Source organism: Photobacterium marinum (assembly GCF_000331515.1).
GTDB lineage: Bacteria > Pseudomonadota > Gammaproteobacteria > Enterobacterales > Vibrionaceae > Photobacterium > Photobacterium marinum.
Window position 1 is genome coordinate 93,637 of record NZ_AMZO01000003.1, and the last position, 26,034, is coordinate 119,670.

General features: G+C 46.9%; 27 protein-coding genes. 14 read left to right on the forward strand and 13 right to left on the reverse strand.

The features are described 5' to 3' along the window. The first annotated feature begins 373 nt into the window (after positions 1-373). On the forward strand, positions 374-1,192 hold the full coding sequence (locus C942_RS03745) for a winged helix-turn-helix domain-containing protein (protein ID WP_007462631.1): 819 nt from the start codon (positions 374-376) through the stop codon (positions 1,190-1,192). Between the two features lie 22 nt (positions 1,193-1,214). Further along, positions 1,215-1,661: a hypothetical protein gene (locus C942_RS03750; protein WP_036798669.1), complete on the forward strand. Its 447-nt coding sequence runs from the start codon at positions 1,215-1,217 to the stop codon at positions 1,659-1,661. A 163-nt stretch (positions 1,662-1,824) separates the two neighbouring features. Here the strand turns inward: C942_RS03750 and C942_RS03755 are convergent, their stop codons facing one another. From C942_RS03755 to C942_RS03810, 12 genes are all read right to left on the reverse strand, one after another. Beyond that, entirely contained in the window at positions 1,825-2,619 is a 795-nt protein-coding gene (locus C942_RS03755) for a hypothetical protein (protein WP_157372545.1), read from the reverse strand. A 7-nt stretch (positions 2,620-2,626) separates the two neighbouring features. Next, on the reverse strand, positions 2,627-3,610 hold the full coding sequence (gene sctE / locus C942_RS03760; protein WP_007462637.1) for a type III secretion system translocon subunit SctE: 984 nt from the start codon (positions 3,608-3,610) through the stop codon (positions 2,627-2,629). Beyond that, positions 3,588-4,094: a SycD/LcrH family type III secretion system chaperone gene (locus tag C942_RS03765; protein WP_007462639.1), complete on the reverse strand. Its 507-nt coding sequence runs from the start codon at positions 4,092-4,094 to the stop codon at positions 3,588-3,590. The genes sctE and C942_RS03765 overlap by 23 nt, the downstream gene beginning before the upstream one ends. Before the next feature lie 15 nt (positions 4,095-4,109). Then, positions 4,110-4,610: a hypothetical protein gene (locus C942_RS03770; RefSeq protein ID WP_007462641.1), complete on the reverse strand. Its 501-nt coding sequence runs from the start codon at positions 4,608-4,610 to the stop codon at positions 4,110-4,112. A gap of 13 nt (positions 4,611-4,623) precedes the next feature. Next, positions 4,624-4,899 carry a hypothetical protein gene (locus tag C942_RS03775; RefSeq protein WP_007462643.1) on the reverse strand — a complete coding sequence of 92 codons (276 nt, stop codon included), beginning with the start codon at positions 4,897-4,899 and terminating at the stop codon, positions 4,624-4,626. Between the two features lie 12 nt (positions 4,900-4,911). Then, positions 4,912-5,925 (reverse strand): DUF1521 domain-containing protein, encoded by a 1,014-nt coding sequence (locus C942_RS03780; protein ID WP_007462645.1) that lies wholly within the window; start codon positions 5,923-5,925, stop codon positions 4,912-4,914. Positions 5,926-5,952: 27 nt separating this feature from the next. Next, the gene (locus C942_RS03785; protein WP_007462647.1) at positions 5,953-6,252 is read right to left on the reverse strand and encodes a hypothetical protein; all 300 of its coding nucleotides are present in this window, start codon (positions 6,250-6,252) and stop codon (positions 5,953-5,955) included. Positions 6,253-6,407: 155 nt separating this feature from the next. Continuing rightward, positions 6,408-8,477 (reverse strand): type III secretion system export apparatus subunit SctV, encoded by a 2,070-nt coding sequence (sctV, locus tag C942_RS03790; RefSeq protein WP_007462649.1) that lies wholly within the window; start codon positions 8,475-8,477, stop codon positions 6,408-6,410. Continuing rightward, positions 8,474-8,803, reverse strand: a complete 330-nt coding sequence (locus C942_RS03795) for a hypothetical protein (RefSeq protein ID WP_007462650.1) — start codon at positions 8,801-8,803, stop codon at positions 8,474-8,476. Before C942_RS03795 ends, sctV begins: the two co-directional genes overlap by 4 nt. 127 nt (positions 8,804-8,930) lie before the next feature. Then, on the reverse strand, positions 8,931-9,320 hold the full coding sequence (locus tag C942_RS03800) for a hypothetical protein (RefSeq protein WP_036798674.1): 390 nt from the start codon (positions 9,318-9,320) through the stop codon (positions 8,931-8,933). After that, positions 9,313-9,762, reverse strand: coding sequence for a hypothetical protein (locus C942_RS03805; RefSeq protein WP_007462654.1), 450 nt, complete (start codon positions 9,760-9,762; stop codon positions 9,313-9,315). Before C942_RS03805 ends, C942_RS03800 begins: the two co-directional genes overlap by 8 nt. Then, on the reverse strand, positions 9,752-10,837 hold the full coding sequence (locus C942_RS03810) for a TyeA family type III secretion system gatekeeper subunit (RefSeq protein ID WP_007462656.1): 1,086 nt from the start codon (positions 10,835-10,837) through the stop codon (positions 9,752-9,754). Before C942_RS03810 ends, C942_RS03805 begins: the two co-directional genes overlap by 11 nt. Positions 10,838-11,024: 187 nt before the next feature. Between C942_RS03810 and C942_RS03815 the strand changes: the two genes are divergently transcribed. The 12 genes from C942_RS03815 to speB all read left to right on the forward strand — a co-directional run bounded on the left by C942_RS03815 (position 11,025) and on the right by speB (position 23,913). Further along, the gene (locus tag C942_RS03815) at positions 11,025-12,458 is read left to right on the forward strand and encodes a FliI/YscN family ATPase (protein ID WP_007462658.1); all 1,434 of its coding nucleotides are present in this window, start codon (positions 11,025-11,027) and stop codon (positions 12,456-12,458) included. Between the two features lie 2 nt (positions 12,459-12,460). Next, positions 12,461-12,946, forward strand: a complete 486-nt coding sequence (gene sctO / locus C942_RS03820) for a type III secretion system stalk subunit SctO (RefSeq protein ID WP_007462660.1) — start codon at positions 12,461-12,463, stop codon at positions 12,944-12,946. Positions 12,947-13,028: 82 nt separating this feature from the next. Then, positions 13,029-13,460 carry a hypothetical protein gene (locus C942_RS03825; protein WP_007462662.1) on the forward strand — a complete coding sequence of 144 codons (432 nt, stop codon included), beginning with the start codon at positions 13,029-13,031 and terminating at the stop codon, positions 13,458-13,460. Between the two features lie 14 nt (positions 13,461-13,474). Further along, positions 13,475-14,671: a hypothetical protein gene (locus C942_RS03830; RefSeq protein ID WP_157372546.1), complete on the forward strand. Its 1,197-nt coding sequence runs from the start codon at positions 13,475-13,477 to the stop codon at positions 14,669-14,671. After that, the gene (gene sctR, locus C942_RS03835; protein ID WP_007462665.1) at positions 14,655-15,311 is read left to right on the forward strand and encodes a type III secretion system export apparatus subunit SctR; all 657 of its coding nucleotides are present in this window, start codon (positions 14,655-14,657) and stop codon (positions 15,309-15,311) included. Before C942_RS03830 ends, sctR begins: the two co-directional genes overlap by 17 nt. A gap of 69 nt (positions 15,312-15,380) precedes the next feature. Then, complete coding sequence (gene sctS, locus C942_RS03840) at positions 15,381-15,647, forward strand: type III secretion system export apparatus subunit SctS (protein ID WP_007462667.1); 267 nt, start codon at positions 15,381-15,383, stop codon at positions 15,645-15,647. Continuing rightward, on the forward strand, positions 15,644-16,420 hold the full coding sequence (sctT, locus tag C942_RS03845) for a type III secretion system export apparatus subunit SctT (RefSeq protein WP_036798676.1): 777 nt from the start codon (positions 15,644-15,646) through the stop codon (positions 16,418-16,420). Before sctS ends, sctT begins: the two co-directional genes overlap by 4 nt. Next, positions 16,417-17,463, forward strand: coding sequence for a type III secretion system export apparatus subunit SctU (gene sctU, locus C942_RS03850; RefSeq protein WP_007462669.1), 1,047 nt, complete (start codon positions 16,417-16,419; stop codon positions 17,461-17,463). The genes sctT and sctU overlap by 4 nt, the downstream gene beginning before the upstream one ends. A gap of 259 nt (positions 17,464-17,722) precedes the next feature. Next, positions 17,723-19,726, forward strand: coding sequence for a methyl-accepting chemotaxis protein (locus C942_RS03855; protein WP_007462670.1), 2,004 nt, complete (start codon positions 17,723-17,725; stop codon positions 19,724-19,726). A gap of 169 nt (positions 19,727-19,895) precedes the next feature. After that, positions 19,896-20,798, forward strand: a complete 903-nt coding sequence (locus C942_RS03860; RefSeq protein ID WP_083882300.1) for a DMT family transporter — start codon at positions 19,896-19,898, stop codon at positions 20,796-20,798. A 277-nt stretch (positions 20,799-21,075) separates the two neighbouring features. Next, positions 21,076-22,986: a biosynthetic arginine decarboxylase gene (gene speA, locus C942_RS03865; protein ID WP_007462672.1), complete on the forward strand. Its 1,911-nt coding sequence runs from the start codon at positions 21,076-21,078 to the stop codon at positions 22,984-22,986. After that, positions 22,987-23,913, forward strand: a complete 927-nt coding sequence (gene speB / locus C942_RS03870; RefSeq protein ID WP_007462673.1) for an agmatinase — start codon at positions 22,987-22,989, stop codon at positions 23,911-23,913. A 53-nt stretch (positions 23,914-23,966) separates the two neighbouring features. Here the strand turns inward: speB and C942_RS03875 are convergent, their stop codons facing one another. Continuing rightward, entirely contained in the window at positions 23,967-25,916 is a 1,950-nt protein-coding gene (locus tag C942_RS03875; protein WP_007462674.1) for a methyl-accepting chemotaxis protein, read from the reverse strand. Positions 25,917-26,034 lie beyond the last annotated feature (118 nt).

Below are 26,034 nucleotides of genomic sequence, written 5' to 3' on the forward strand. Positions count from 1 at the left end.
TCATCAGAGCATCTTTATTCGAATAAAAGAATATTAGAAAGTAATAAAATAATCATCTTTACATGATAATTTCATCAATTAACACCGCTATTTTTTTGCGGTCAAAATCACCTTTGCAGTTCAATTTTTGAAACTGATCAATATAAAATCAAATCTATTCTTTTCATGATGATTTTAGAGCATTTACTCACCAATCAAATTACTCAAAAAAACATGATAAAATTAACAATTATGATTTAAGGTGCAATCAATTTAATTTAATAATGATAATGTGAGTGCTCTTGTTACTCAGCAAGTCAGTTGGCATACGATTAAATAAGCAACAAACAATCAAATTATAACGTTGCGACTTGAACAAGAAGTGAGAAGCTTAATGTACAAAATAAATGACTGGATTCTCATCAAAGATGCATCTCTGTTACGTCATATAGAAACCAATGAAGAAAAACGCATCGGCAGTCATGACTTCCTTGTCTTACTTGCCCTGTGCTCAGACGCAGGCATTGTCGTATCAAAGGAGACTCTTCTCGAGAAGGCATGGCCTGGAAAAATCGTTTCCGACAGTTCTATCACCCAAGCTATCAGTAATATTCGCAATTTAATTGGTGATAATGGTAAAGATCAAAAGTGGCTAAAAACAATAGCTAAGGTTGGTTACAAATTAGAAAGCGAAATTGTTGAGAAAATCGAAACGAATGAAAATACAAAAAACTCTCAAGAGGCAATAGAAATAAAAACAGAAGAAAAAAATCAACAAACAAAGCAAAAAACAAAACCAACAATATTTAAATTCGTAAGAACAAAATGGCCTTATTTCTCAGGCTCACTTATTTTTATGTTTTCATTCTATCTTTTAGGTGATGCACCTTATTTCCCCTTTAGTAAAAACGAGCAACAAAATGATTCAGTTGGTCTGGAAAAGATTTATTCTGACAGCAAATTGAAAATATATTCTGACAATGATGACTTCATTAAAGCGATTTCCAGTTCAATTAATTCAAAAATTATTTCCGCACCGGAAAGCAAATCACCAAAGTCAATTTTCCTGATGCTAAAGAAAAATAGCCTATCCATTGTTGTTATAGATAAGAATGAATCTATTCATAACAAAATCATTCTTCTTGAGAACAATGAAACTATCAGTGACATTGAAAAAATCACAATGAAAGAGGTCTCTCGTTTTGTATCTTAAAGGATTATTTTTAGCCAGTTCTATGGCTGTATTTAGTGTTTCGAGTTGGGACTTTATAAACAAGATGCCGGCAACGGCACTTAGCGGGTCTTATCAGATCAAGTCAACTGCCAGTAGCTATCAAGGTAAACGTAACATCGAGATCTTTATCGAAAACCGTAGCATTGATATTACGACCGTCTTTTCCGAATCAGGGCTCAATAACATCATTGAGGTTCATACCAAAGGAATCATCGATGACAACCTGAATGGCCAGTATTCAATGAGCATTACAGAAGAGTCGTACAACAAAGGACTGATCTTCTCCCCGGAAGATATCCGCATGTACAACGAACTGCTTAGTGCGGCGAGAAAACTACCGGGACACAATAAATGGAAAGTGCTGGCTTCAACCGATAATTACGTCGTTGTCGCCACAAATCAGGGTGATGGTCAACTGATGGCTTTCAACCGTTACCATATGGATTAAAACTAAAAAACCAACTGACTCGAAAAGCTGAACAAGAAAAACCAGAGCTAAGACAGCGTATGCGATAAGAAAAGACACCTCTGAATGAGGTGTCTTTCATTAAGTGACAATGTAACTATCAATACAAGGTGTTCAGATCTCTGTTTCTTGTCGAGCAAATAACTTATGCCCGAACAATACTCTTGACAGACTCCTGCTGGCTTCGCATCACTTCTTCCAGCTTCTGCCGTGCATCACGGATGACATCAAGGTAGAACTGCATTTGCTGCCCTTCATCTTCTGCTGCCGTTTCATGCACTTTCTGCACAGCTTCCAGCTCTTTACCTTCAGCCTGCTTCAACTTGGCCTGGTAATCGATCTGGGTTGTGACAAACTGACCCATCGCAGAATAGATCTGGGTCTTAGCCTGCTGGAAATTATTGTAACTTTGCAGTTGAGCATCAGAGAGCTTCATGTTCATGCCCTTGATCGCCGATTTCATCTGCATTGCACTGGTTACCATCGTCATACCCGCAGAAACCCAGCCGGAAACCCGCTCAAGTTGGGCCTGCTCACGCATTTTGTCAGCCTGGCCTTTAATAGCGTCCACTGTAAGTTCCCTTTCCGCAGTACGGCTCTCACGTGCCTGCTGGCGCTGAGTAAGGGCAATTTTGTGCATAAGGGTCAGAATATCGCTGATCTGCACCATACTGTCTTCATGGCTCAAGTTGCCTGTCTCATTATAAGCTTTGGCATATTGTCCGTTACTGACAGCCGCTGGCATATCCAGCATATTTTTCCCCGTTCCCGGAGCCGATACCGACGTACCTCCACCCTGTATAACAGTCACGGCGGGTTGTGAGCCAGTTGCTTTCTCCGCACCACGAACAACCTCGGCCCCCTGCAGATTACCAGCCCCATTCAGCGCAGGATCTAGAGGTCGATTCGACGTTAAATTATTCATATTAACAGTCATCATTTTTCTCCTATGCGCTGATATATCGGGCCATCTGAGAACGGGACTCTTGTCCGTCAGACAGAATTGCCATTACATCGGAAGTGTTGTCCTGCATCTTTTGCAGGATCTCCTGGATCCGTTCCATCTCCTCTTCCAGCATCAACTGAATTCGCTTAAGGTAGGCACTGATTTCCTTGGCATCGGCACTGTACATATCGGCCTCGTATTTGGCTTCGGTTGCGACCCCTTGCGAGACCCCCTGTCCTAGCCCTGAAACCGCGGCGGTCAGTTTCGCCATCTGCGACACAATCCTGGCGATTTTCATTGCGGTTGTCGTGGCTGCCGCCGCGGCGGTTGTCGCTCCGGCTCCAAGACTTAACGCAATACTCGCCACCATAATTGTCACATTAGCAGCTATCTGCGCCGCCTTTTCATCCATACCGCATGCCTGGAATACCTCTGACACAGCATCGTTTAACCAGTTTCCTGTCTCAGAGGAAATCTGTTGTGTCAACATCAGTGCCGCACCTGCCAGCATCATCGCTGCAGCAGGGGCACCCACTCCCGTTGCGATCATGGCAACCGAAGCGATGACCGTTGCAATAGTTGCAATCCAGCCGAAAATCTTGGCGAACAAACCGCCCTTCTTCGCTTCTGCCATTTTCTCAATGGCTTCCTGAAGCTTTTCTATACGTTGATCATGCAGGGCCTGATTTTTTTCCTGCATGCCTTTGATGTCATTGGTATTGAGTTTAAGTTGTTGATCCTGCAGTTTCATCTGCACTTCCATCAGCGCACGGCTGACGTCTTCCTTATCAGCCAGCGGCATATCGAGTATCGGCGGACGGACAGACGACGTATTGTTTGTCTTCCCCGGCCCTTTACTCACCGCTACCGGCTGTGGAACAGCTGCTTGCGTGACAGCCTGCCTGAGATTTTCCACCAACTCATTCTGGTTGGTTTGCAATCCCGGCGCAGCGAACTTGTCACTAAGCGGATTGACTGGATTCATTCATTGTCTCCTGAGTAGAAGCATCTAACTGCCGATGTAAGTTGGCAGCTCTGCTACACAGTTCATCAAATTGTGAGTGCTTCTCGGATAACTGACTGGCAGCATAAAAACCACTTTTCGCCTTCTCCCGCTGACCTAACGCCAAATAACATTCAGCCGCGTGAAATGGCGGACGGGGATCGGTACAGTCAAGCACACCAGCATAACTGAACGACTCAATTGCAGGCTGGTACTGCTTCTGCATTTGCAAGCAAGAACCGAGTGCAATGAAGTGGCGTAACCCGTAGTGATCAAACAGGCACAGGAAGCGAAATACTTTTTCGGCTTCGGCATAGCTTCCGCCCTGATAGAGTCCGTATCCGACCTGGTAGAAAGTCTCTAAGGTCTCGGGGCTCAGCTCATACAGCTCACCGATAGTACCGCCACCGCTGAGATACTTGTCGATCTCCTGCATCAGGGATGCATCAACTGCTGCTGTCGTCATCTCACTCACCTCAAATTAACGCAAGTTGCCAACAATAGAATCGATAGACTGGCCGTACTTGGATACGAAGTTCGACAGCATTTCAAAACTGTTGTTGTACTTACCCATAGTTGACTGCAACTGAGCCATATCCAGCTGAGAAGATGAAGTCAGGCTTTCAGCTTTACCTTTCAGGTTTTCCAGCTGTAGCTGCATGGTTTTACGGTTGTAGCTATCGGAGCGGTTGAAGTCAGAGAAGTTAGCGGCCAGATAATCTTCAACTTCGGGAGAAAGGGAACCGGTGTCATCGTCATCAGTACCGACCTTACTCATGTCGTTACGCAGTTGTGACATAACGCCATTGATCTCTTTAAGATCTTCGTTCTTAGCATTGATGTTTTCGATTTTGTCGCGCACCTGTGAATCAAGCAGGTTTGAGCGATCCATCATTACCATCATCATCAGTGAATCCAGAGATGCGGCGGATGGGTTAAACGTTGTACCGGTCACTCCGGCGGTTGGGTTAATCGCTGTCATAATGTGTCCTTAATTAAACAGAAATCCCACGAATACGGCGTGGTAACTTGGTAGATTGAGTGGTTGTGCTGGAAATAGTTGCCATTTCAGGTTGGTTCATAAACTGGCGTTGCTCGATTTCCCGCTGTCTGCGTTGTTGAGGAGTCAGTTGGCCCTCAAGAATAGCCTGCAAACGATCCAGCTTATGTTGGGCAACAAAAGCCTGGTACTGTTTACAGCTCTGTTCTGCTTCTGCCAGTTTTTCAGCCTGCTCAGAAACAAAATCTTCAATAGAACGCGCTTCTTCCATAATGAATTCGCCTTAACGCAGATTACCGACCAGTGAATCAATGCTTGAAGCGTACTTGCTGGTGAAGTTCGACAGCATGTCGTAAGACTGGTTGTACTTATTCATCGAAGACTGCAGCTTTGCCATATCAAGCTGGGACACAGAAGTAAGGCTGTCACCGAAAGACTGCATTGAGGAAAGCAGGTTCTTCCAGTCATCTTTGCTCAAGTAGCCATCCTTGTTATCAGGGATTTCAATATTGTTATCCTCAAGGAATGTTCTCATCTCGGCACTCATCTTCACCGAATTATTACCGATGGTGTCATCTTCATTGATAACTTGCTGGCTACCCATTGCCTGATTACTGGTTACCCGATTTTGAGATTCCTTGTCGGTGAACCATGAATTGGTGCTGCCATTGGCATAAAAAACTGTGCCATCGTTAGTTGCGGCATCAACTTCCAATCCGTCCAGTTTCGGCTGCGAAATTGTCGGGTTGTTATCCGCAATACCCGTTACCTGGATATGCTGGTTGCCCTTCGTAATAGTCAGAGAATCAGTCACTGTGTTGGCATAACCACGTTCTGCCGTACCGACTGAAATCTTGGTACCGTCATCCAGTGCAAATGTCACATTCTGTTTAAAGTCCCAGTCTGTGCCATCACCGTTTTCATCAACATGCGGGTCGCCCCAAATCTTTGTGGTGTTACCTGCCGCATCTGTGATGGTCCAGTCACGGTTTTCATTGCCGACAGTCACAACGTAGCCATTGTCTAGCTTGATTTGATTACCTTCGACAGACCAAGTCGGATTCTCAACAATATTGGTAGACTGCTGAGCCTGACGAGCTTCCGCAGTAAACTCCTGAAGCTGACGCATTTTCTCATTCTGACCATTAATCGTTGAAATACCGTCACGGATCTGACCGTCCAGAATGCTGGTACGTTCAATCATGACAGCCATCATCAAGTCGTTCAGTTCCGGCTTTTGATCTCCGGCATACATATTGACCGACTGAGTACCGGCAAGACTATTTACCGTATTCATCCCTAATTTCCTTCTGTGGGTTTAAAACTAAATAAACACTCGTCCGCTGCGCTGTCGAACAGGTTTGGCTTGTTGTTTCTGACGATCTGGCTGAGCAGACGGTCCGGCTGTAGCCAAAGCATCAACCTGCGTTACCGCAGCTTGCAGTTCGCCAGATGCAGCTTGAGTATTTACCAATCGGGTTGCCTGCTCCACACTAACCGGACAGCTGGCAATAGCCCGTTCTCCCTGCCCCAGCATCTGATTGGCTGTGGCAAGCAAGTCTTCGTTTTGAGTCAAAGCGGAAGCCAGCGGTTCAGGCCGGATATCGGCTCCTTCAATTGGCATCACCTGTCTCCCTTGTTAATTCTTTTTCAGGCAATGACTTTGATGGTTTGAGAAATGAAAAACATGAAAAAAAGCCGATTTGAGGAATTAATCTGACCTCAGATCGGCTTTAGGTTATTAAGGGGGGTATTGTAGGGCGTTGTAGTAAACTTTAACTACAGGCCGACACGGTTCAGCGCCTGAACATTAACGCTGTCACTGAGCTCCTGAAAAGACAGCACAGGCAATTCATATGCTTTAGGCTCAATCAGTTTCTTCACATAACGGCGAATATCCATTGCTGTGATCACAACCGGCATGTGCGGTCTCGCGCGCAGATCCCCCGTTGTTGCCAGCAAATTATTGATCAGGTTTTCAGACTGCACCGGATCCATTGCTAAATAGCTGCCTGCTGATGTCTGGCGGATTGCCGCCCTAATGGTTTCTTCCGCTTCAGGCGTCAACATAAATGCCGGCAACATATTCTGCTCATTACTGTACTTATGGCTGATATAACGTTTAAGGGAAATCCGGACATATTCCGTCAGTTGGATGACCGATTTTTCTTTCTGGCTCCATTCCACAACAGCCTCCAGAATCGCCCGCAAATTTCGGATCGAAATCTGTTCCGACACCAAACGCTGCAATATCTCGGTCAATTTAAAAACTGGTAACTGACGCTGAACTTCACGCACCAGCTCCTCAAATTCTCCTTCCATATGTTCCAGCAACTGGCGGGTTTCCTGAACACCGATAAAATCCTGAGCATGACGGATTAACACCTGATGAATATCCGCCAGAACCGCATCACTCAGCGAAATGATCGTCAGCCCCATTCCGGCTAACTCCTGCTCAGTTTTATCTTTTACCCAAAACAGCCCCTGATAACTGAACGGAGCCTGCTCATAATTCACGCCAAGAATTTGCAGTTGCTGTTCATCAGCCATTACCAGCGCCGCCTCCCCCAGCAACAGGCCGGACATCACCGGGATCTCATGCACCATCAACTGGTACTCCCCTTTGGTATTTCCCGCTTCCTGATTCTCATCCGCAGGCTGACAGAACAAGTGAATCGTCGGATAAGGTACACCAAGTTCACGGGTCAGATTTTTGCGAAGCTTTGCCAGGGAAGCTGACAGAGACTCTACCTCAAACCCTTTTTCTGGCAGCTCAGCAACAGAGAGCGAAAGCGGTAATGTCAGCGAAAACCCATCTTCACTGTCATCACCATCCGCCGCCTCAGATGGTGATGATGAAAAGCTTTTTGAGGCCGTTTGAGATTTTTTTGAGCGTCTTAACAACCATTGAGATGCCAGTCCCAGCCCGCTGGCCAGCACCAAAAAGGTCACAGTCGGGAATCCGGGGATCAAGGCAAACAGCAAGAGGATGGCACTGGCAATCAACAGAGCATTTGGCTGATTGATAATTTGATTACCGATGTCTTTACCCAAATCTGCCGACGCTTCTGTCGATACCCGGGTCACAATAATCCCGGAAGTGATGGCAATAAAGAGTGCCGGGATTTGGGAAATCAGTCCGTCACCAATGGTGAGAATCGCGTAAACCCCGAGGGCATCCCCTGCCGGAAGACCACGCTGCACAACGCCTATCGTGATCCCGCCCAACAGGTTAACCACTATGATGATCAGGCCCGCGATCGCATCGCCTTTCACAAACTTCATCGCCCCATCCATCGCACCATAAAGCTGGGACTCTTTTTCAACCCGGCCACGACGAAGCTGGGCTTCTTCCATGTCAATTACCCCGGCGCGCATATCACCGTCGATACTCATTTGTTTACCCGGCATCGCATCAAGGCTGAAACGAGCCGACACTTCCGCCACACGTTCTGCACCTTTGGTGATCACCAAAAACTGGACAATGGTGATGATTAGGAAAATAACCGCACCGACAACCAGATTGCCGCCGACCACAAAGTTACCGAAGGTATAAACAATCTGTCCGGCATCAGCCTGTAGCAGGATCAGTCGGGTTGTCGTAATCGATAAGGAAAGACGGAACAGCGTAGTCAACAGTAACAAAGATGGAAAAGAGGTGAACTCCAGAGGAGTATGAATGTAAATCGCCATCATCATAAGGATGACCGCAATTCCAAGGTTCGTTGCAATCAAAATGTCCACCAGCTCTGTTGGCATCGGCAGAATCATCATGAAAACAACCGCTATCAACAGCAATGCCAATACCAAATCATTTCGACCGGCAAGACGGCTCAATATCGCTTTCATGCTGCCAACTCCCGGTAATCACCGGAAACGGCACTCAACAGAACTTCTTTTGCCAACTGTGGATATCCTAATTCAAAAAGAGTGACGGCCTCAGCCCGGCGCACCACAGGCTGACGACGCATATTAATTGGCACCATAGCCAAAGCCTGCAATGCCTCATCAAACAAGCTGAGGTGGTTGTATATCTGCGGACAAAGCGCACAGGCAGCCTCATCACCGTTCACCGACAACCACTTTGCAATCGGGGCAGCTGCGCTCCATTGTCGCTGCTGCAATAAATTAACCAATAAGGTTTGCATCAGGGATACTGCCTGTTTCGATTCCATATAAATACGTACCGCCTGCAGCCTGGCTGCAATCTAAAGACCTGCGCTCTAAAACTACAGTTATAAAAACCAGAGATATAAAAGCCCGAAATAAAAGCCTGTAAACCGAGAGCCAGAGAAACAAAAGTCAGGAGCTCACCAGACCGGATTTAATTAAATTAACTTCTCGCTGAACCAGCCAAAGGCTTTCAATTACCTTTACCGCATGCTGTGCTTCATCGGTATTTTCGCCTAACAAGAACTGTCCGAGTTGCTGGTATTCCCCCACTCCGACAGCACGCGGCTTGTTTATCTGATGTGCCTGATACCATTCGTCCAAAGATTCTCCGGGCAAAGGGGAAAAAGCTTGGGACGAAAGAGGCAGAACTTTTCCAGATTTGATTTCAATCTGTCGTGATCTATCAGGAATACGATCTGAACGAGCCGGACCTGAAAGTGGAATGCGGGATTGAGATTCCGGAGAACCTGATATGCCAGACGAGCGAGTAAGATTAAGTCGGGCTGAAATACTAACCATTGTTCTGAGAAGCCGCCGCCCGTTCGATTAACCAATCGATATGTTGATTGAGAATATGAATGCGAACCTCAGCCAACGGCAACTGACTGACCAGCCATACCTGTTGATGCTTATCCAGCACAACCTGATTAGAAAGCGGGGAAGGTGCCAGCAAGTTCAGTAAGAAAATATGATCTTTAAGATCGTTCACCACTTTAATAGGTAATGCCAAAGACAACCATTGCGCATTCCAGCTTACTTCCAGCTGAGCGGTATCATTTTGAACTTGCTGCCATTGCGCAGTCACGCGTTTATCAAGGGCCGACTTTTCAATAACATGGCGCGGTAACGCACAACGAATCGAACCGAGTTCCTGAGCAAATCCCTTTGCAAGAGTATCCGGAATCGCAATATCAAAACCGGAAAGAAACTCAACCAGCGCGTGCTGTGCATTACTGTCCATCGAGCCACATCTCTTCTTTATCGATCACCTGATCAATGCATTGCTGTAAGCTATCCATCACCCGATTACGCTGCTCAAGTCCCGGATACAGCCCGTCCGGCAAATCGCCAGCAATCGCCTTCATACCCTGCTGTGTGACAACCTGAGCAGGGAAAGCCGTAATGTTAAGTCGCTGCATCATCTGAGCCATCTGGCGTACCGTGACAAACTGGCTGTCTGGAAAAGACAGAACCTGCTCCATCAATAACTGTTCATCAACTGGCACAAAAAACTGTCCCTGTATCTGACGGGCTAGATCTACAGTCTGCTCAAATATTCCTTTGAGTTGTTTAAGCTGATTGAGGTTTTGCATCACCATCGCCAGAATATCGCGGTCCTGACTTGGCTCCAGCGCATGATAGTCAGCCGATAACGCTCGCTGATGTATCTCCGCCGCCTGCTCCACCGAGCCATACTGTTTCGCCATCTGAACCAGTTGACGCCATGCCCGGCTGTGACTCTGATAGTCGGTTAGATCACGGTAAGACTGCCTCGCCTCAGACAGCTGCTCCGTTGGCAACTCTTTAGCAAAAACCTCAGACGTATTTAGTCCAGCCAATACATTTCTGGCATTTTTCTCTTTAAACGCCTTCAGCGCAGCTTCATAGTGTTCACTGTCTTGCGAGTCACTGGCTTCAGCCAGCAACTGACCAGCCATGTATTGCAGCGATTCATCGTCGCTGAACGACTTCAGGTTTTCGATAAAGGCTTCAGCGGTCTGGGAACGCCCCAGATTAGCCGCAACAAAATCGACCAGCTTCTGCTGTTTTTCCAGATCCGGTGCTTTCTCAAGAAGCTGACGGATTTTTTCTATCCAGGCCAGCCTGGCACTGTCATCTTTCTCAGATTTTCTCTCGGCCATTGATTTCGGCCGTTTTTCAGCCAAAGCAAAGCTCAGTTCCTCTGCCGAATCAGCAAGGCTACTCTTATCCAGCACAGCGACGCCGGAGACTACACTATCAGCTTTCGCACCGCCTGAATTCAGACCGGCTACCGCAGCTAAATTTCCCGGCATATGTCCTGATACTTCTGCCATGCCAACCTCTTTTCACAGGATGATTCCAATTGTGCTTTTGTAAGAAATTACGAGATAAAAAGCCTAAAAAAGTTCTCAAAAATCGCTGGTAATGCGCCTCAGAGAGAAATCACAACTTTATTAAGACTCTCATTAAATGAAACGGGAGAATCATCATCCTAAGAGATTTTTCAGGCAGGAAATTCGATTGCCAAACCGAGAATTCCCAACCAGTCAGGCTGACTTAAACCCTGATAACAGTGCATCAGAAACGCTTCAAAACTCGACATTCAATGAAGCATCTGATGCCCGTCTTATCAGCCGCCTGAACCGACTTCATCAACGCATAGTAAAACCTTATTCCTGTCAGAGTGCAGGTAAGGTGATCGGCGTAACCGGCAATATCATCCGTTCAGTACTGCCGGATGCCGCCATCGGCCACATGTGCCGACTTGAGACACCGAACCAGCCAACTCTGTTTGCAGAGGTAGTCGGGATTCAATCTCCTTATGCCCTGCTGGCACCACTTGGGGAATCTCGCGGTATTTCAAGCCAGACACGGGTTATCAATGAAAAGCGTCAGCATGAGATCTGGGTCAGCGATGCCGTGTTGGGAAAAATGCTCAACGGATTGGGCCTCCCGATGGATGGCAGCTCGCTTCAGCAGGCAGAACCGCAACTCAATAAAAACGGTCAGTGGCGTCCAGTATTCAATGCGGCTCCCAATCCAATGACCCGGCCGCCAATTGCTAAGCCTATCGCGCTGGGTGTACGCGCAATCGACACCATGCTCACTATGGGCGAAGGCCAGCGAATGGGGCTGTTTGCGGCAGCCGGGGGCGGTAAAAGTACCCTACTGTCGATGATCCTCGCCAACACAGAAGCGGAAATCGTGGTTCTGGCCCTGATTGGTGAACGTGGCCGCGAAGTGCGGGAGTTTGTTGAACTGCATATGAGCGAAGAAGTTCGCAAAAAAGCAGTGCTGGTCATTGCGACTTCTGATCGCCCTTCCATGGAACGGGCACGCGCTGCACTGGTCGCAACAACAATCGCAGAACACTATCGCGAGCAAGGAAAAAAAGTGTTGTTGATGATGGACTCTCTCACCCGTTTCGCCCGTGCAATGCGTGAGATGGGACTGGCGGCTGGTGAACCACCGACACGGCGCGGTTTTCCACCTTCAGTTTTTGAACAACTACCGCTGTTGCTGGAGCGTCCCGGCAATACTGAACAAGGCTCGATCAGCGCTCTTTATACCGTTCTGGTGGAAGGTGATGACATGACAGAACCCGTCGCAGATGAAACTCGTTCGATCCTCGACGGCCACATCATTCTCTCTCGTGAACTGGCAGCTGCGGCCCACTACCCGGCCATTGATGTTCTGCGCAGTGCCAGCCGGGTTATGGGCCAGATCACCGCACCGGAGCATCGTCAGGCAACAGAACAAATCCGTAACTGGATGGCAGTTTATGAAAAAAGCGAGCTGTTAATACGTTTGGGGGAATACCAGAGAGGCACAGATCCGGCAACAGACATGGCTATCAGCAAGCAGCCGCAAATCCGTAGTCTGTTATGCCAGGCAACCCATGAAAAAAGCCCTTTCAGGGAAGGCCTTGAACAACTGCAAAGCGTGATCCGATAACCATGTGGCAAACCCTGATTGAGATAAAAGACCGGCGGAAACAAGCCGCCCTGAGCACGGTTAACCGAGCAGCGACTGAGCTGGAATCAGCAAAAACCAAACTACCGGAACTGGAACAGCAATTATCGCTGGCCGAAGCTGACTATCAAACGTTGGCAACAGCCCCTTTTTCCAAACAAAGCCTGATGTCACAACACGCGCTGGAATTGTGGCGACAGAAGCTCGGGATAGCCCAACAACACATTGAAGCGTGTGCGCACCAACTCCACCAGCACCAACAACATATTACAGAACTGGAAAACAAACTAAATCAGTGTCGGATCGATTACCAACACGCACAGTTTAAATTAGAAAAATCTAAAGAGATCAAGAAGCTTTATGAAACTGCCGACATCGCCCGTCAACGCCAGCAAGAAGACAATGCCCTCGACGAGCTTCCTCCACGAAGGCCAACAGCTAACCTCGATAAAGAAGCATTCCCGTCATAGCGATCGGGATACTGGTTTTTATCAAAAAGAAAAACGACAGGCAGAATCGGCTCAAACCGAGGCATTTTCACAACTGATTCAGATGGCAGGTTTACCACCTCAAACCTGCAACGAGCGGCAAGTAAGCGCAATTGAAGCCAATAACCGCCCGGAAGCCTGTACCACACTCTCGAATATTGAACATCAGAGTATCCGGCAAATCCGGCAATGGGCTGATCGTATCTGGCTCAACAGCCAACGCGATAACCTACTGATCAGTACCAGCATCGGTTCAGCCCCTGTCACCATTCAATCCTCAATTCAACAGAGCAAAATCAATATTGCCATTTACTGCGCTGATGAAGCGTTTACCAAGAAAATGCAGCAGGAAAAATGGTTGCTGGATCGTAAACCCGGACTACGCCATATCCATACCAGCATTAGCTACCAAGCCTCCCATCAGACGGAATCTGTCTACTCGGAGAATCCAGAAATGGCTGATTTTGCCCCGATGAGTGAAGAAACGACTGTATGACCCGGCAGCACGTTATGACAACAGCAAAAGAGTGGCTAAGCCAGTTTGCCGACCACTACCACTTTGGCACAAATATTCAGGTTGATGATGGCCACCACTGGCAATGGCAACTGTCTATCAACGACGTTAAACCTCGCTGGCTAATCAACGGATATATGAATGGAACCAGCTTCCATATTGGTTGTGAACCTCAGTGTGTACTCAGCTGCATTGAACAGGCGATCACCGAAGGCATCTTTTCAGCCCTTCCTCATGGTTTTCAGATGATGCTGGTTCAACAGGCCGCAGAAAACTGGCTTCGAGCTATTAAAACATCATCCAATCAAGCTAGTAATCACAATCAGCTTGAGAACGACGATCTTACAAACGACCTTGTTGTTGAATCGCTCAAAGCTGATATCACAACATCAGAAAACCTGACTATTTGCCTTAACGGTTCCAGAACGAAAACTAGAACAGGAACCAACAGCCAGGCTAATTCTGACGTTCACACCATCAAGCTCTATTTTTCAACCGACAGCGCAGCCGCTCATCCTTTACTGGCACCTCTGCTTAAAAGCTGGCCACCTCGCCCGGTGCACAATCACCCGAAAATGCCGGTCAAATCCAGCCTGATTGCCGGTTTTCAATCACTGAGTCGAGCCGAATGCGAGCAACTCCACACAGGCGCCCTGTTATGTCAGGGGCATTACTATTTTCCACGCGCTTTACTGGCAATTGAAGGAAACGCCAATGGCTTCTTGCTGCCAATTAACGCAGAACATGACGCCCATTATGTTGAAAAACCAAGCCATCTTGTTCAGGTTCTGAAGCTGCCATTTGTCTCAGCACCAGCACTTTCGCCATCAAATGTCAGCAATGAGCCGAGTTCTACCTCTGCCCCAGAACAAGCATCAGATGAGCAGCCCGATAACTACTGGCTGGTTATGAAATCAGAAACACTGTTCCTGTCCCCAGAGTGCGCATCAAGACTGAAAAGAGCTGAAATTGACGCCAACAGTGACGAAATCGCCACAATCATAACAATGAATCAGGCCGAAAGGCCTATGGTCGAATTGTTCCTGATATATCCAGGAGCACTTGTTCAAGAACAATACTGCGGACAAGCTGAAATTGTTGAATATCAGGGCCAAACGGCGCTGGCTATTACCCGCTGGTTCTTTCCTTCCACAATACAACCAGAGGAGCCGACAAATGCTCAGTATTCCTGATCCCTTTACCCTCATTGCAGGGCTGGCCGCACTGGGGTTAGTTCCCTTTATTGCCATGATGGCGACCTCATTTGTCAAACTGGTGGTCATTTTCTCGCTGATCCGTAATGCCCTTGGTGTCCAGCAGGTTCCGCCCAATATGGCACTACACGGCCTGGCGCTGATCCTGACTATTTTCATCATGGCTCCGGTCGGCTACCAATGCTATCAGGAAGCACTGAATCTCAACGTCGACTGGAAAGACAGCGGTCAGGCAATAGAAGCGGCATCGACGGTGCTGGAACCATATCGTCAATTTTTGCTGAACAAAGTGACGGATTCGGAAGTACGTTTCTTTGCTGACACAGCCAAACAGCTTTGGCCCGCCGATTTGCAAGACATCGTAACCGAAGAAAACTTTCTGGTTCTTATCCCGGCTTATACCGTCGGTGAACTAACCGCAGCATTCAAAGCCGGATTTCTGCTCTACCTGCCATTCATAGCAATTGACCTGATTGTCTCAAACATCCTGCTGGCAATGGGGATGATGATGGTCTCGCCGATGACCATTTCGCTGCCGTTCAAGCTGCTGCTTTTCGTCTTACTTGATGGCTGGCCGAAGCTCACCCACGGCATTGTCCTGAGCTATCAAATGGGGTGATGTGATGGAAGAAGGCATTGTTTTCAAGGTGGTAAGTTTTCAAGGTGACAAAGAAACATGGAGGAATGAATGGGACAAGCTGAACTGATCGCCATGACAGCACAAGCCATTCAGTTGGTTCTGTTGTTATCACTTCCGCCGATAGTGGCTGCCGCGATGGTCGGTACGCTGGTAGCACTGCTTCAGGCTCTGACACAAGTGCAAGAACAGACCTTATCTTTCGTGATCAAACTAATCGCCGTGATCATGGTACTGTTCTTCACCGCTCACTGGCTGGGAAGCCAGCTTTATCAGTACAGTCTTCAGCTTTTTGACAGCCTGCCGGAACTATTATGAACGGCCTTTCTGATCTGCTAATGGCCTTTAGCCTGTGCCTACCGCGCTTCATGATCGCGCTGATCCTGATCCCGGGGTTCGCCAAACAGTTGCTTGGTGGAGCCGTGGTAAGGAACAGCATAGCAGCTGCGCTTGCCCTGCCGCTATTTCCAGGCGTGATCCCGCATTTGGCCGAAATCCAGTCAGGAACATTATTGATCGGACTCATCGCCAAAGAAGCGGTTATCGGTCTGTTTATCGGCTTTGTCAGTGCCATTCCCTTCTGGGCTATCGAAAGTGCCGGCTTTGTGATTGATAACCAGCGCGGTGCCTCAATGGCGAGTACCTTAAATCCCTTGTCCGGCGATCAAACTTCACCGCTCGGCATCCTGTTCAACCATGCCGGAACCAGCCTGTTCTTCATTACCGGCAGCATTTTGCTGTGGCTCAGCGCCTTTTATAAGACCTTCTTGCTCTGGCCTGTCACCAGCTTTCCGCCTCAACTTGCATTCAGCTCAGTAACGCTGGTGCTCCAGTGCTTTTCAGAACTAATGGATATCACCTGGCGACTGGCTGCCCCGGCGGTTATCACTATGTTCCTGAGCGAGTTTGGTCTTGGCCTGATGAACCGCTTTACGCCACAAATGAACGTCTTCTTTCTGGCAATGCCAATCAAGAGCGGTATCGCCCTGTTTGTGCTCCTGCTATACATCAGCCTGTTTTTCGATGCCTTTATGATCCGCCTGACGGATATCGCAGCTTTTAGTGATCAACTCAGGATGTGGATGCCATGAGTGAAAAAACCGAAAAGCCTACACCCAAAAAAGTCCGCGATGCCCGTAAAAAAGGCCAGGTTGCGAAGAGTAAAGAAATTCCGTCATTGGCAACCATGCTGGTCACCATCATGTGGCTGGTTATCGACCACAGTCGTCTGATGATAAAACTTGAAGCCCTGTTTACCCTGCCAACAAGACTGATTGATTTACCGTTCAGCAAAGCAGCCGAAGTCGCGATGCAGCAGACCCTGACATTGATTATGGAAATGCTCGCGCCTTTTCTCGCGGCGATTGTTTTGACGGGGATTGTTGCCAACATCGGTCAGTTCGGGCCTTTGTTTGCCCCGGAAGCCCTCAAAATCGATATCAATAAACTCAATCCTGTATCCGGCGCTAAAAAAATCTTCTCTACCAAAAACCTGGTGGAGTTCTTCATTTCACTACTGAAAATTCTGATTCTGGGACTGATGGTTGCACTGGTTATGCGATTCCATCTGCGCGATGTTCTGTTGTTGCCTTATAACCCGACAGAGGCCCTGCTTCCGGTTGCCGGACAACTTTTCCTGTTGCTTTGCCTGTTCGTGATTTCACCGCTGATTCTGATTGCGCTGCTCGATTTGCTCTACCAACGCTACAACCACGAGAAAGAACTCAAAATGAGCAAAGATGAAGTGAAACGCGAATTTAAAGACAGTGAAGGCAATCCGGAGATCAAAGGTAAGCGAAAAGAGTTTCACCGTGAACTTCAGGCCAACTCCATGCCTAAGCAACTAAAGAAAACATCTGTCGTTGTTGCCAACCCGACTCATCTGGTTGTCGGTCTGCGTTATGACGAAGAAGACTGCAAGATTCCGGCAGTTTCCCTCAAGTACAAAGGCGTTCAGGCAAAAAAACTAAGAAAGCTGGCTGAACAAGAAGGTATTCCGGTACTGGAAAACATTCCACTCGCCCGGACGTTACATGCCGAAGTTGATCTATACGACGCCATTCCAGCCCATCTGTTTGAACCGGTTGCTGAAGTCATCAACTGGCTGAAAATGTTGGAAAATGATGAAAAGTAATCAATTTAAATCATTGAGGAGACTCGGCTGTAATCGCTTTGTCGCCAAACGCTGGTGTAAAACGTATTTTGGTAATCAGGATATTCCTCCCTGACAGATAAAACATGCATAAAACCATAGGTCACTGGATACTTATGCATTTCATGGTATAGTATTCGGATTATCAATAGATATTTTGATAATTATAAAGGATTTGTGAGAGTCAGCCTTTTCTCTCCACTTCAGCGATTGCTGATACAGTTATATGTGAATTCAGGTTATGTTCTTTAGAAAATTCAGAAAAAGCAAGATTGCTGAAAGGGATATCAATAACAGCTCAGAAGTCATTAAAGTTATTGAGTGTAAATTAAACGAAATCGAATCTAAGCTGACCGCGTTCAAAGAACAGCTTCCCTCTTTTAACACTGTTTTAGTCTTAGGGTATGTGCCAACCCATATTAACCTGAATGAGGTTAACAGAAGCGTTTCACGGCAAATACAAGGAAACGTTATTCTGACATCCACAGCCGGCGAGCTTTCTTCATCACAATCGCCTTTTTACTCTGGCTCACAATCAGACAAAATCGTCCTTCAACTTTTCTCCCAACGACTGATTGCTTTCTCTCAAACCCATTTAATCGAGTTGCCTTGCAGCGATATTAAACAGGGCAAAATAGAGCTGACAGACTCACAACGCGTTGATCATTTGATTCAGCAACTGAAAAGAATCCACATCAGCAAAAACTTAAACGCTGAAAACATGTTTGCTTTCACTTTAGTGAACGGTTTAACAAACAGTGAAGACTGGCTGATGGAAGCCATTTATGAATCAGCATTGTTCCCGATTCCGTTCGTTGGTGGTTCTTCGGCAGGTAAGCTGGATTTCAAATCAGCCCCTTTCCATGACGGCAAGGCAATACGCAACGAACACGCTATCTTTATTTTTGTCGAGCTACAGCCTGAATTTGATTATCAGCTGTTTAAAACCCAGAACTTTAAACCGGTTAGTGATTCCTGGTTTATTGCCGATTCCTGTTCTGCCACCAGAAAAGTAAAATCATTCATCAATCCTAAAAATAAAGAACTGACAACACCGACGTCAGCTTTAAGCCAGTATTTCCGCTGCTCACAGGATAAACTGCCAGATGTTTTATCTGACTACACGTTTGCAACCAAAATCGGTGATGATTATTTTATTCGTTCAATATCAGATATTGATTTGAACAATCAGGAAATCAGCTTTTTCTGTAACACGCCACTGGGTACTGAGTTACACCTGATGAAGCGAACCAACTTTGTCGAGCAAACCGAAAAAGACTATACCTCTCTGCGTCGCCGCCATGGTGAACCTGTCGGTGGAGTGTTCTTCGACTGTATTTTGCGCCGTTTGCAAAACAGTCATGCACTTTCCAACTTGACCTGTTTTAACAGCTTTCCGGCAGCCGGATTTTCGACTTTTGGTGAACTGCATGGTGTCAATATCAACGAAACCCTCAGTGCGATTTTCTTCTACAAAAGGGAAAATCCACAGCAACTGTCTCACGGTTCATTTGCCTTAGATTACAGTAAATACTCCCTGTACAATAAAGAGTTACGCTCTATGGCACAGCGCCTGCTTATTAATATTCAGGACGATATTATTAAGGACAACATGAAGACGATGGATGTAGCAAAAAACTCAACATCGTTAACAAACGACGCACTAAAGGCGATTGAATCTATCAGCTCAAACTCAATTGAACTGAACAAAGATCTGGGTCAGTTTACCAACCTCGTTCATACACTGGCCAGTGAAGCCAATTCACTGACTGATGATGTCAGCGCCGTGAATGACGATGTTGCCAGCATCAGTGAGATACTGTCGATCATCAACAAGATCGCTGATCAGACTAACCTGTTAGCGCTGAATGCCAGCATTGAGGCAGCACGCGCTGGTGAGTTCGGCCGGGGATTTTCCGTTGTTGCGGATGAGGTTCGCGGTCTGGCAAAAAACACTCAGGATTCGCTGCATAACTCCAATGAAAATGTGTCAGGCTTGATCAAGCGTATCAAGCAAATTTCAGACGTAATCATTACGCTCTCTGAACAAATGGATTCCACTTCGCAGAAAGTTAAGCTGATACAAGACGCGATGGGCGATATTAATCAAAGTGCGATCGATACGGTGACCTTCCTGAAATCCAGTAATGAAATCACCAATGACCTGCACCAGATCGGTGAAGAAACCATTAAACACGCCACATCAATTTCGATTATGCGTAATCAAATCAATGCAGTGGAATAACCCGGTAACGTTTCACCAGAGTTAAAGAACATCGCTATCCATTTTCTTTTCTGATTTTGAGAAACGGATAGCGGTGGCTTTCAGGACACTGATTAACTTGAATATTGCCCCGACAAGAGGATAATCAGCAGCTTATTCTCTCTTGTTGCCTGATATATTTTTAACTTCCATGACCTCAACTTTTAACCAACATATCCCTGTCGGCGTGCGTTTTATGCTGCTCTCGGCGCTGGGGTTCGCTCTGATGACCGCTTGCGTTAAGCTGGTCAGCACCCACGGTATTCCCGTTTTTGAAATCGTCGCCGCGCGTGCTTTTGTCTCGCTTGTTATCAGCTACCTGGATGTCAAACGCAAAAGGATGTCGATCTGGGGGAACAACCGGAAGTTGTTGTTGCTACGTGGTGTAATCGGAACCTGCGCACTGATGTGCGTCTATTATGCCGTTACCACCCTGCCACTGGCAGAAGCTACCATCTTGCAGTACTTCCACCCAGTATTCACTGCGCTGCTCGCCGTTCTGTTTCTTAAAGAGCGCATCCAGTTTTCGTCTGTCGTCTGCATTGTACTGTGTATGCTGGGCTTGTATACCATCGTTCAGCCAACCATCAATGTAAATAACCCGGCAGAATTACCGCTATTCAGTGTTATGATTGCCCTGTTTGGCGCCATGGCCAGTTCAGTTGCTTATGTTATCGTCAAAAAGCTAAGCAAAACTGAAGACAGTTCGGTAATCATCTTCTACTTCCCGCTGATAGCTTTGCCAACCTCGGTGCTGCTTATCGGTGACAGTTTTGTAATGCCGGATCTCTACTTAACCGGATTGCTGATCCTGGTCGGCCTTTTCACTCAGGTCGGACAGCTGGGGCTAACCAAAGCTATGCAAACTCAGGATGCGAGCAAAGCCTCGGCTTACTCCTATGTCCAGATTATCTTCTCGGTCGTCCTCGGTATTATGTTGTTTCAAGAATACCCGGCCTTCGAGACCTATATCGGTGGCGGCTTAATCGTTGCCGGTGCACTAATCAACATGTTTGGTGCAAAAATGTCTGGTAAGAAAACGCGTACCGCTTGATTTACTCTAAATAAGCAAACAAAAGCCCGCTCAAAATAAGCGGGCTTTTCAAATTCATCTCACTTTTACCACCTATTATCTGACTCTCCATTCCACAGAAAAACTACCCAATAAATCACCACAGACAGCTCCTCGTAAAGCGTATTTTTTTCATCATAACGATGAAATTTCATTGTTGGACTTACGAGCAGTATTCAACGTTAATGCACGCGACATCAGGAATGTCAGGCAGCCCTTTTGAGGGTGTTTATCATCTTTTCCTTGTGAGAAACACGTAATGGAACATTCAGTCGACTTGGATCGTGTGCGTACCGAGTATAACGTAAAGTACTGGAGCCAGAATTTTTATGGTATTGATGAGAAAGGTGAAGTTTATGTTTCACCGCGCAGCAATTGCGCTCATCAAGTTCCCCTGAGCCAGATTGCTCAACAGCTTGAACAACGTAATTTAAGCCTGCCAGCATTGATCCGATTTCCGCAGATCATCCACCAGCGTGTGCATAGTATCTGTGCGGCATTTAATCAGGCTATTGAAGACTACCAGTATGACAACCGCTACCTGTTGGTGTACCCGATAAAAGTTAACCAACAGAAAGACGTCGTAGATGCGATTCTGGCAAGCCAAAAGCAGCTGGAACACAAACAGTTAGGTCTGGAAGCCGGTAGTAAACCAGAACTGATGGCTGTACTTGCACTGGCTCAGCAAGCCAGTTCGGTCATCGTTTGTAACGGTTACAAGGACAAAGAATATATTCGCCTGGCATTAATTGGTGAAAAGCTCGGCCATCGTGTATTCATCGTACTGGAAAAACTGTCTGAACTTGAATTGGTACTCAATGAAGCAAAAAAGCTTGGTGTAACACCACGGCTTGGTCTGAGGATTCGTCTTGCCTCTCAGGGTGCAGGCAAGTGGCAGGCAAGTGGCGGCGACAAATCCAAGTTCGGACTGTCGGCTTCACAAGTACTGACTGTACTGAAACGCCTAGAAGAGGAAAAACAGCTTGATGTGCTGCAACTTGTTCATTTCCACCTGGGTTCACAGCTGGCAAACATTCGCGATGTGCGCAATGGTGTAAGTGAAGCGGCTCGCTTCTACTGTGAACTTCGTGATATCGGCGCTCAGATTCAATACATGGATGTGGGCGGTGGTCTGGCTGTAGATTACGACGGAACCCGAAGCCAGTCCCATAACTCGATGAATTACAGCCTGGCTGAATATGCCCGGAATATTGTGATGACAATCGGTGATGTCTGCCGGGAATACTCGCAGCCAATGCCGACCATTATCTCAGAGTCAGGCCGATCAATCACAGCTCACCACGCAGTGTTGGTTACCAACGTAATTGGCAATGAAGCATATCGGCCTGAAGACATTTCAGCGCCGGACAGTGAAGCCCCTCTGCTGCTTCATAACATGTGGCGTAACTGGCAATTGCTGGAAGAGAAAAACGACGACAGAGCACTGATTGAGATTTATAACGATACCCAGAGCGACCTGGCTGAAGCCCATAACCAATTCGCCACCGGTGTGCTCATTCTCCATCAACGAGCATGGGCAGAACAACTGGCACTGAGGATCAGTTACGAACTGAATTTACAAATGAACACCAGAAACCGCTTCCACCGTCCGATTCTGGATGAATTGAGTGAGAGACTGGCTGATAAGTTCTTCGTTAACTTCTCGTTGTTCCAGTCTCTGCCGGATGTCTGGGGTATTGATCAGGTTTTCCCTGTTCTGCCATTAAGCGGTTTAGGTCAATCGACTGAGCGAAGGGCGGTAATGCTGGATATTACCTGTGACTCAGACGGTGCGATTGAACAGTATGTAGAAGGACAAGGGATTGAAAACTCACTACCGGTTCCGCCATGGCGCAGTGATAAGCCGTATCTGGTTGGATTTTTCCTGGTCGGTGCCTATCAGGAAATCCTGGGAGGCATGCATAACCTTTTTGGTGATACCCACAGCGTTGTTGTTAATGTTGATGAGTCAGGGGCAGCCAATATTGAATCTGTAAGTGAGGGTGATGCAGTGAAAGACATGATGCGTTACGTTCACCTTGATGTGGATGCAATCAGAGAAAACTATAAGCAACTGGTAAGCAGTCAGGTTGCGGAACATGAACAGCAAAATGTGCTTGATGAACTTGAGCAGGGTTTGGCCGGATATACTTATCTGGAGGGATTTTAAGTGCAAGATCTATTCTCAAAGACAGATTATTCGCTCTATTCCAATGCGATGACCTTTCTGCGCCGTCCTCTGGTCTCTAATCCGCTGGTCTCAGAGGCTGATGTCGTCGTGCTGGGCGTGCCACTGGATTTGGCAACGTCAGGGCGTTCCGGTGCCAGAATGGGGCCGGACGCTATCCGAAGAGCCTCGGTGAACCTGGCATGGGAAGGCAAAAAATATCCATGGGAATATAACCTGTTTGAGCGCAGAACAGTGGTTGATGCCGGGGATCTGGTATTTGACTTGGGCGATGCCGAAGATCTGACAACCCGGCTTGAAGCAGCAGTAAGCGCAATCATCAATCAGGGTAAAACCACTCTCTGTTTTGGCGGGGATCATTTCATTACGTTGCCGATACTGAGAGCCCATGCAAAACATTACGGTAAAATGGCACTGGTTCACTTTGATGCCCATACCGATACTTACAGCAACGGCAGCCGGTATGATCACGGCACCATGTTCTACCACGCTCCTAATGAGGGGCTGGTATCGGCTGATCATTCTGTGCAAGTGGGTATCCGTACTGAATATGACGTTCCTGACCATCGCTTCAATGTTATTGATGCCATGCAGGCAAATAACATGTCCGCAGAAGAGATTGCGGCACAAATCAGGCAAACCGTGGGCAACCGTCCTGTGTACCTGACTTTTGACATTGATTGTCTGGATCCTGCTTATGCCCCGGGAACTGGTACTCCGGTTTGTGGCGGATTGACCAGTGATAAAGTGCTTAAGATCATTCGACAGTTGCAGGGAATTAATGTCGTGGGCATGGATGTTGTAGAAGTTGCGCCAGCCTATGATCACGGAGAGATAACTGCGCTGGCTGCGGCAACGATCGCTTATGAATTGTTGTATCTGTGGTCGGAAAACCCGTATTTGAAATAAAAAACAGGGCTGCAAATATTGCAGCCCTGTTTATTCACAAAATAGTAAGAGCGTTAAACCTTAAAACGCTGAATCAGCAATTGAAGAGCTTCACCCAGTTTAGCCAACTCCGCACTTGAAGCTGATGTCTGCTCAGAAGCTGCGGCGGTTTGGTCTGCCACTTCCTGAATCGCATTCACACGAATATTCACATCTTCCGCCACACTGCTCTGCTCACGGGAAGCAGTCGCAATCTGCATATTCATATCATTGATAGTGCTTGATTCTTTGGTAATAACGTCAAGAGATACGTTCACCTGCTCGGCCATATTAACCATCTGCTGAACCTGTGTCTGGCTGCTTTGCATCTCATCAACAGCACTTACCGTACCCGACTTCAGGGTGTTAATCATGGTTTCAATTTCAACCGTCGAATCCTGAGTCTTCTGCGCCAATGAGCGAACTTCATCTGCAACGACAGCGAAACCACGCCCTTGTTCACCAGCTCGGGCCGCTTCAATTGCTGCATTCAGTGCCAGCAGGTTAGTCTGATCAGCGATGCTCTTAATCACATCCAATACAGAGGCGATCTCTTCGCTGTTAGCACGAACCTGATCGATGGCCTGAGCAGACTGCTCAACATTATCGGCCAGCGTGCGCATACCCTGCACAGTATCAGCAACCAGACGACTACCCTTCTGAGTCTCCTCGTAGGCCTGTTTTACAGCGTCTGACGTCATGTCTGCACGATTAGCTACATCTTGCGTAGTCGCATTCATCTCAGTCATCGCCGTAGCCACCTGCTCGATGTCACCGCGCTGGGCATTAACACCTGCACTCGTCTGGGTAGTTACTGCCGACAGCTCTTCAGACGCAGTCGCAATCTGGTTGATACTGTCAGATAAGCCAGCCAGAATTTCACGCAGTGACAGCACCATCGTCTGCATTGCAGCAAACAGCTCGCCAATTTCATCTTTACGGTCATTTTTAACATCGACTGTCAGGTCGCCATCAGAAATACGCTGAGTGATACCTACCGCTTCCTGCAACGGAAGTGCAATCTGGCGGGTAATCAAAACACTAACCGCGACACCGGCAATAATCGCCAGCAGCGCCAAAGCTGAGTTAATGGTTTCTACCTTGCTGATATCTTCAGCCAAATGCTTTTTCTGAACGCTGCGAGCTTCGTTAAGCAGGTCTTCCGCTTTACGAGCCTGAACCAACATGTTCTCGTTAGCCTGCTCCATCTTTTGTTGCGTTGCCAGATAGTTAGTGAACGCCTGCTGATACTGGCTGACCGCAGACGTAACTGAGTTAATTCTCTGATCACCAGAAGCTGAGCGACTTTGCACTTTAACGTCTGCCATCAGTTGATTCATGTTGCGAATGTGCTTCTTAACCGCTGCGGCATACTTCTCATCCAAAGACAGAATATAGTTCTTCTCCGCTCTTCGAGCCTCAAGCATCCACTTAATCATACGGTTAGCGGCATCCGCAATCTCAACAGCTTGACGAATATCACCAGCGCTCGCATTTGCATTCAGCAAGGTTTCAAATGACGCTTTCTGATCAATACGAATTTCTGTAAGCAAAGTATCAACATCCCGAGCCTGCTTGCGCATTTCACTTGATGCTTCATTCGCCTGTTTTTTCAGCACAATAAATTGCTTAAATTCCTGATGATAAGTGCGGGTAACGTCATCTACTTGATCAAGAGTCAACAATTCCTGCTGATTGTTGATCCCTTTTTTCGTCTTTATTACTAACGCATTGATATCTTTTACTGCAGAATCAACACCATTTACAGATTCTACAGTCTCACGTAACACATAGTTTTTTTCATTGATCCGAGCTTCTTTGATCAACTTCACCATACGGTTAACATCATCTGCAATGCTGACATCTTCACTTAAGGTCGAAAAACCCATTAAGCCATTTAAGGCAACAAAAGCCGTCAACAACAGCACGGAGCCAAAACCAATGGTTAATTTGGCTCCTACTTTTAAATTTCTGAAATTAAACATTTTCACCTAATTTATTATTTGAAATTTCCCCAGATGACTTCCCTGACTAATTATCTGTACAAAACTGCAGTCGTTTCTTTATTATAAATAGCGACCAAAGCGCACAAAAATATAGAAA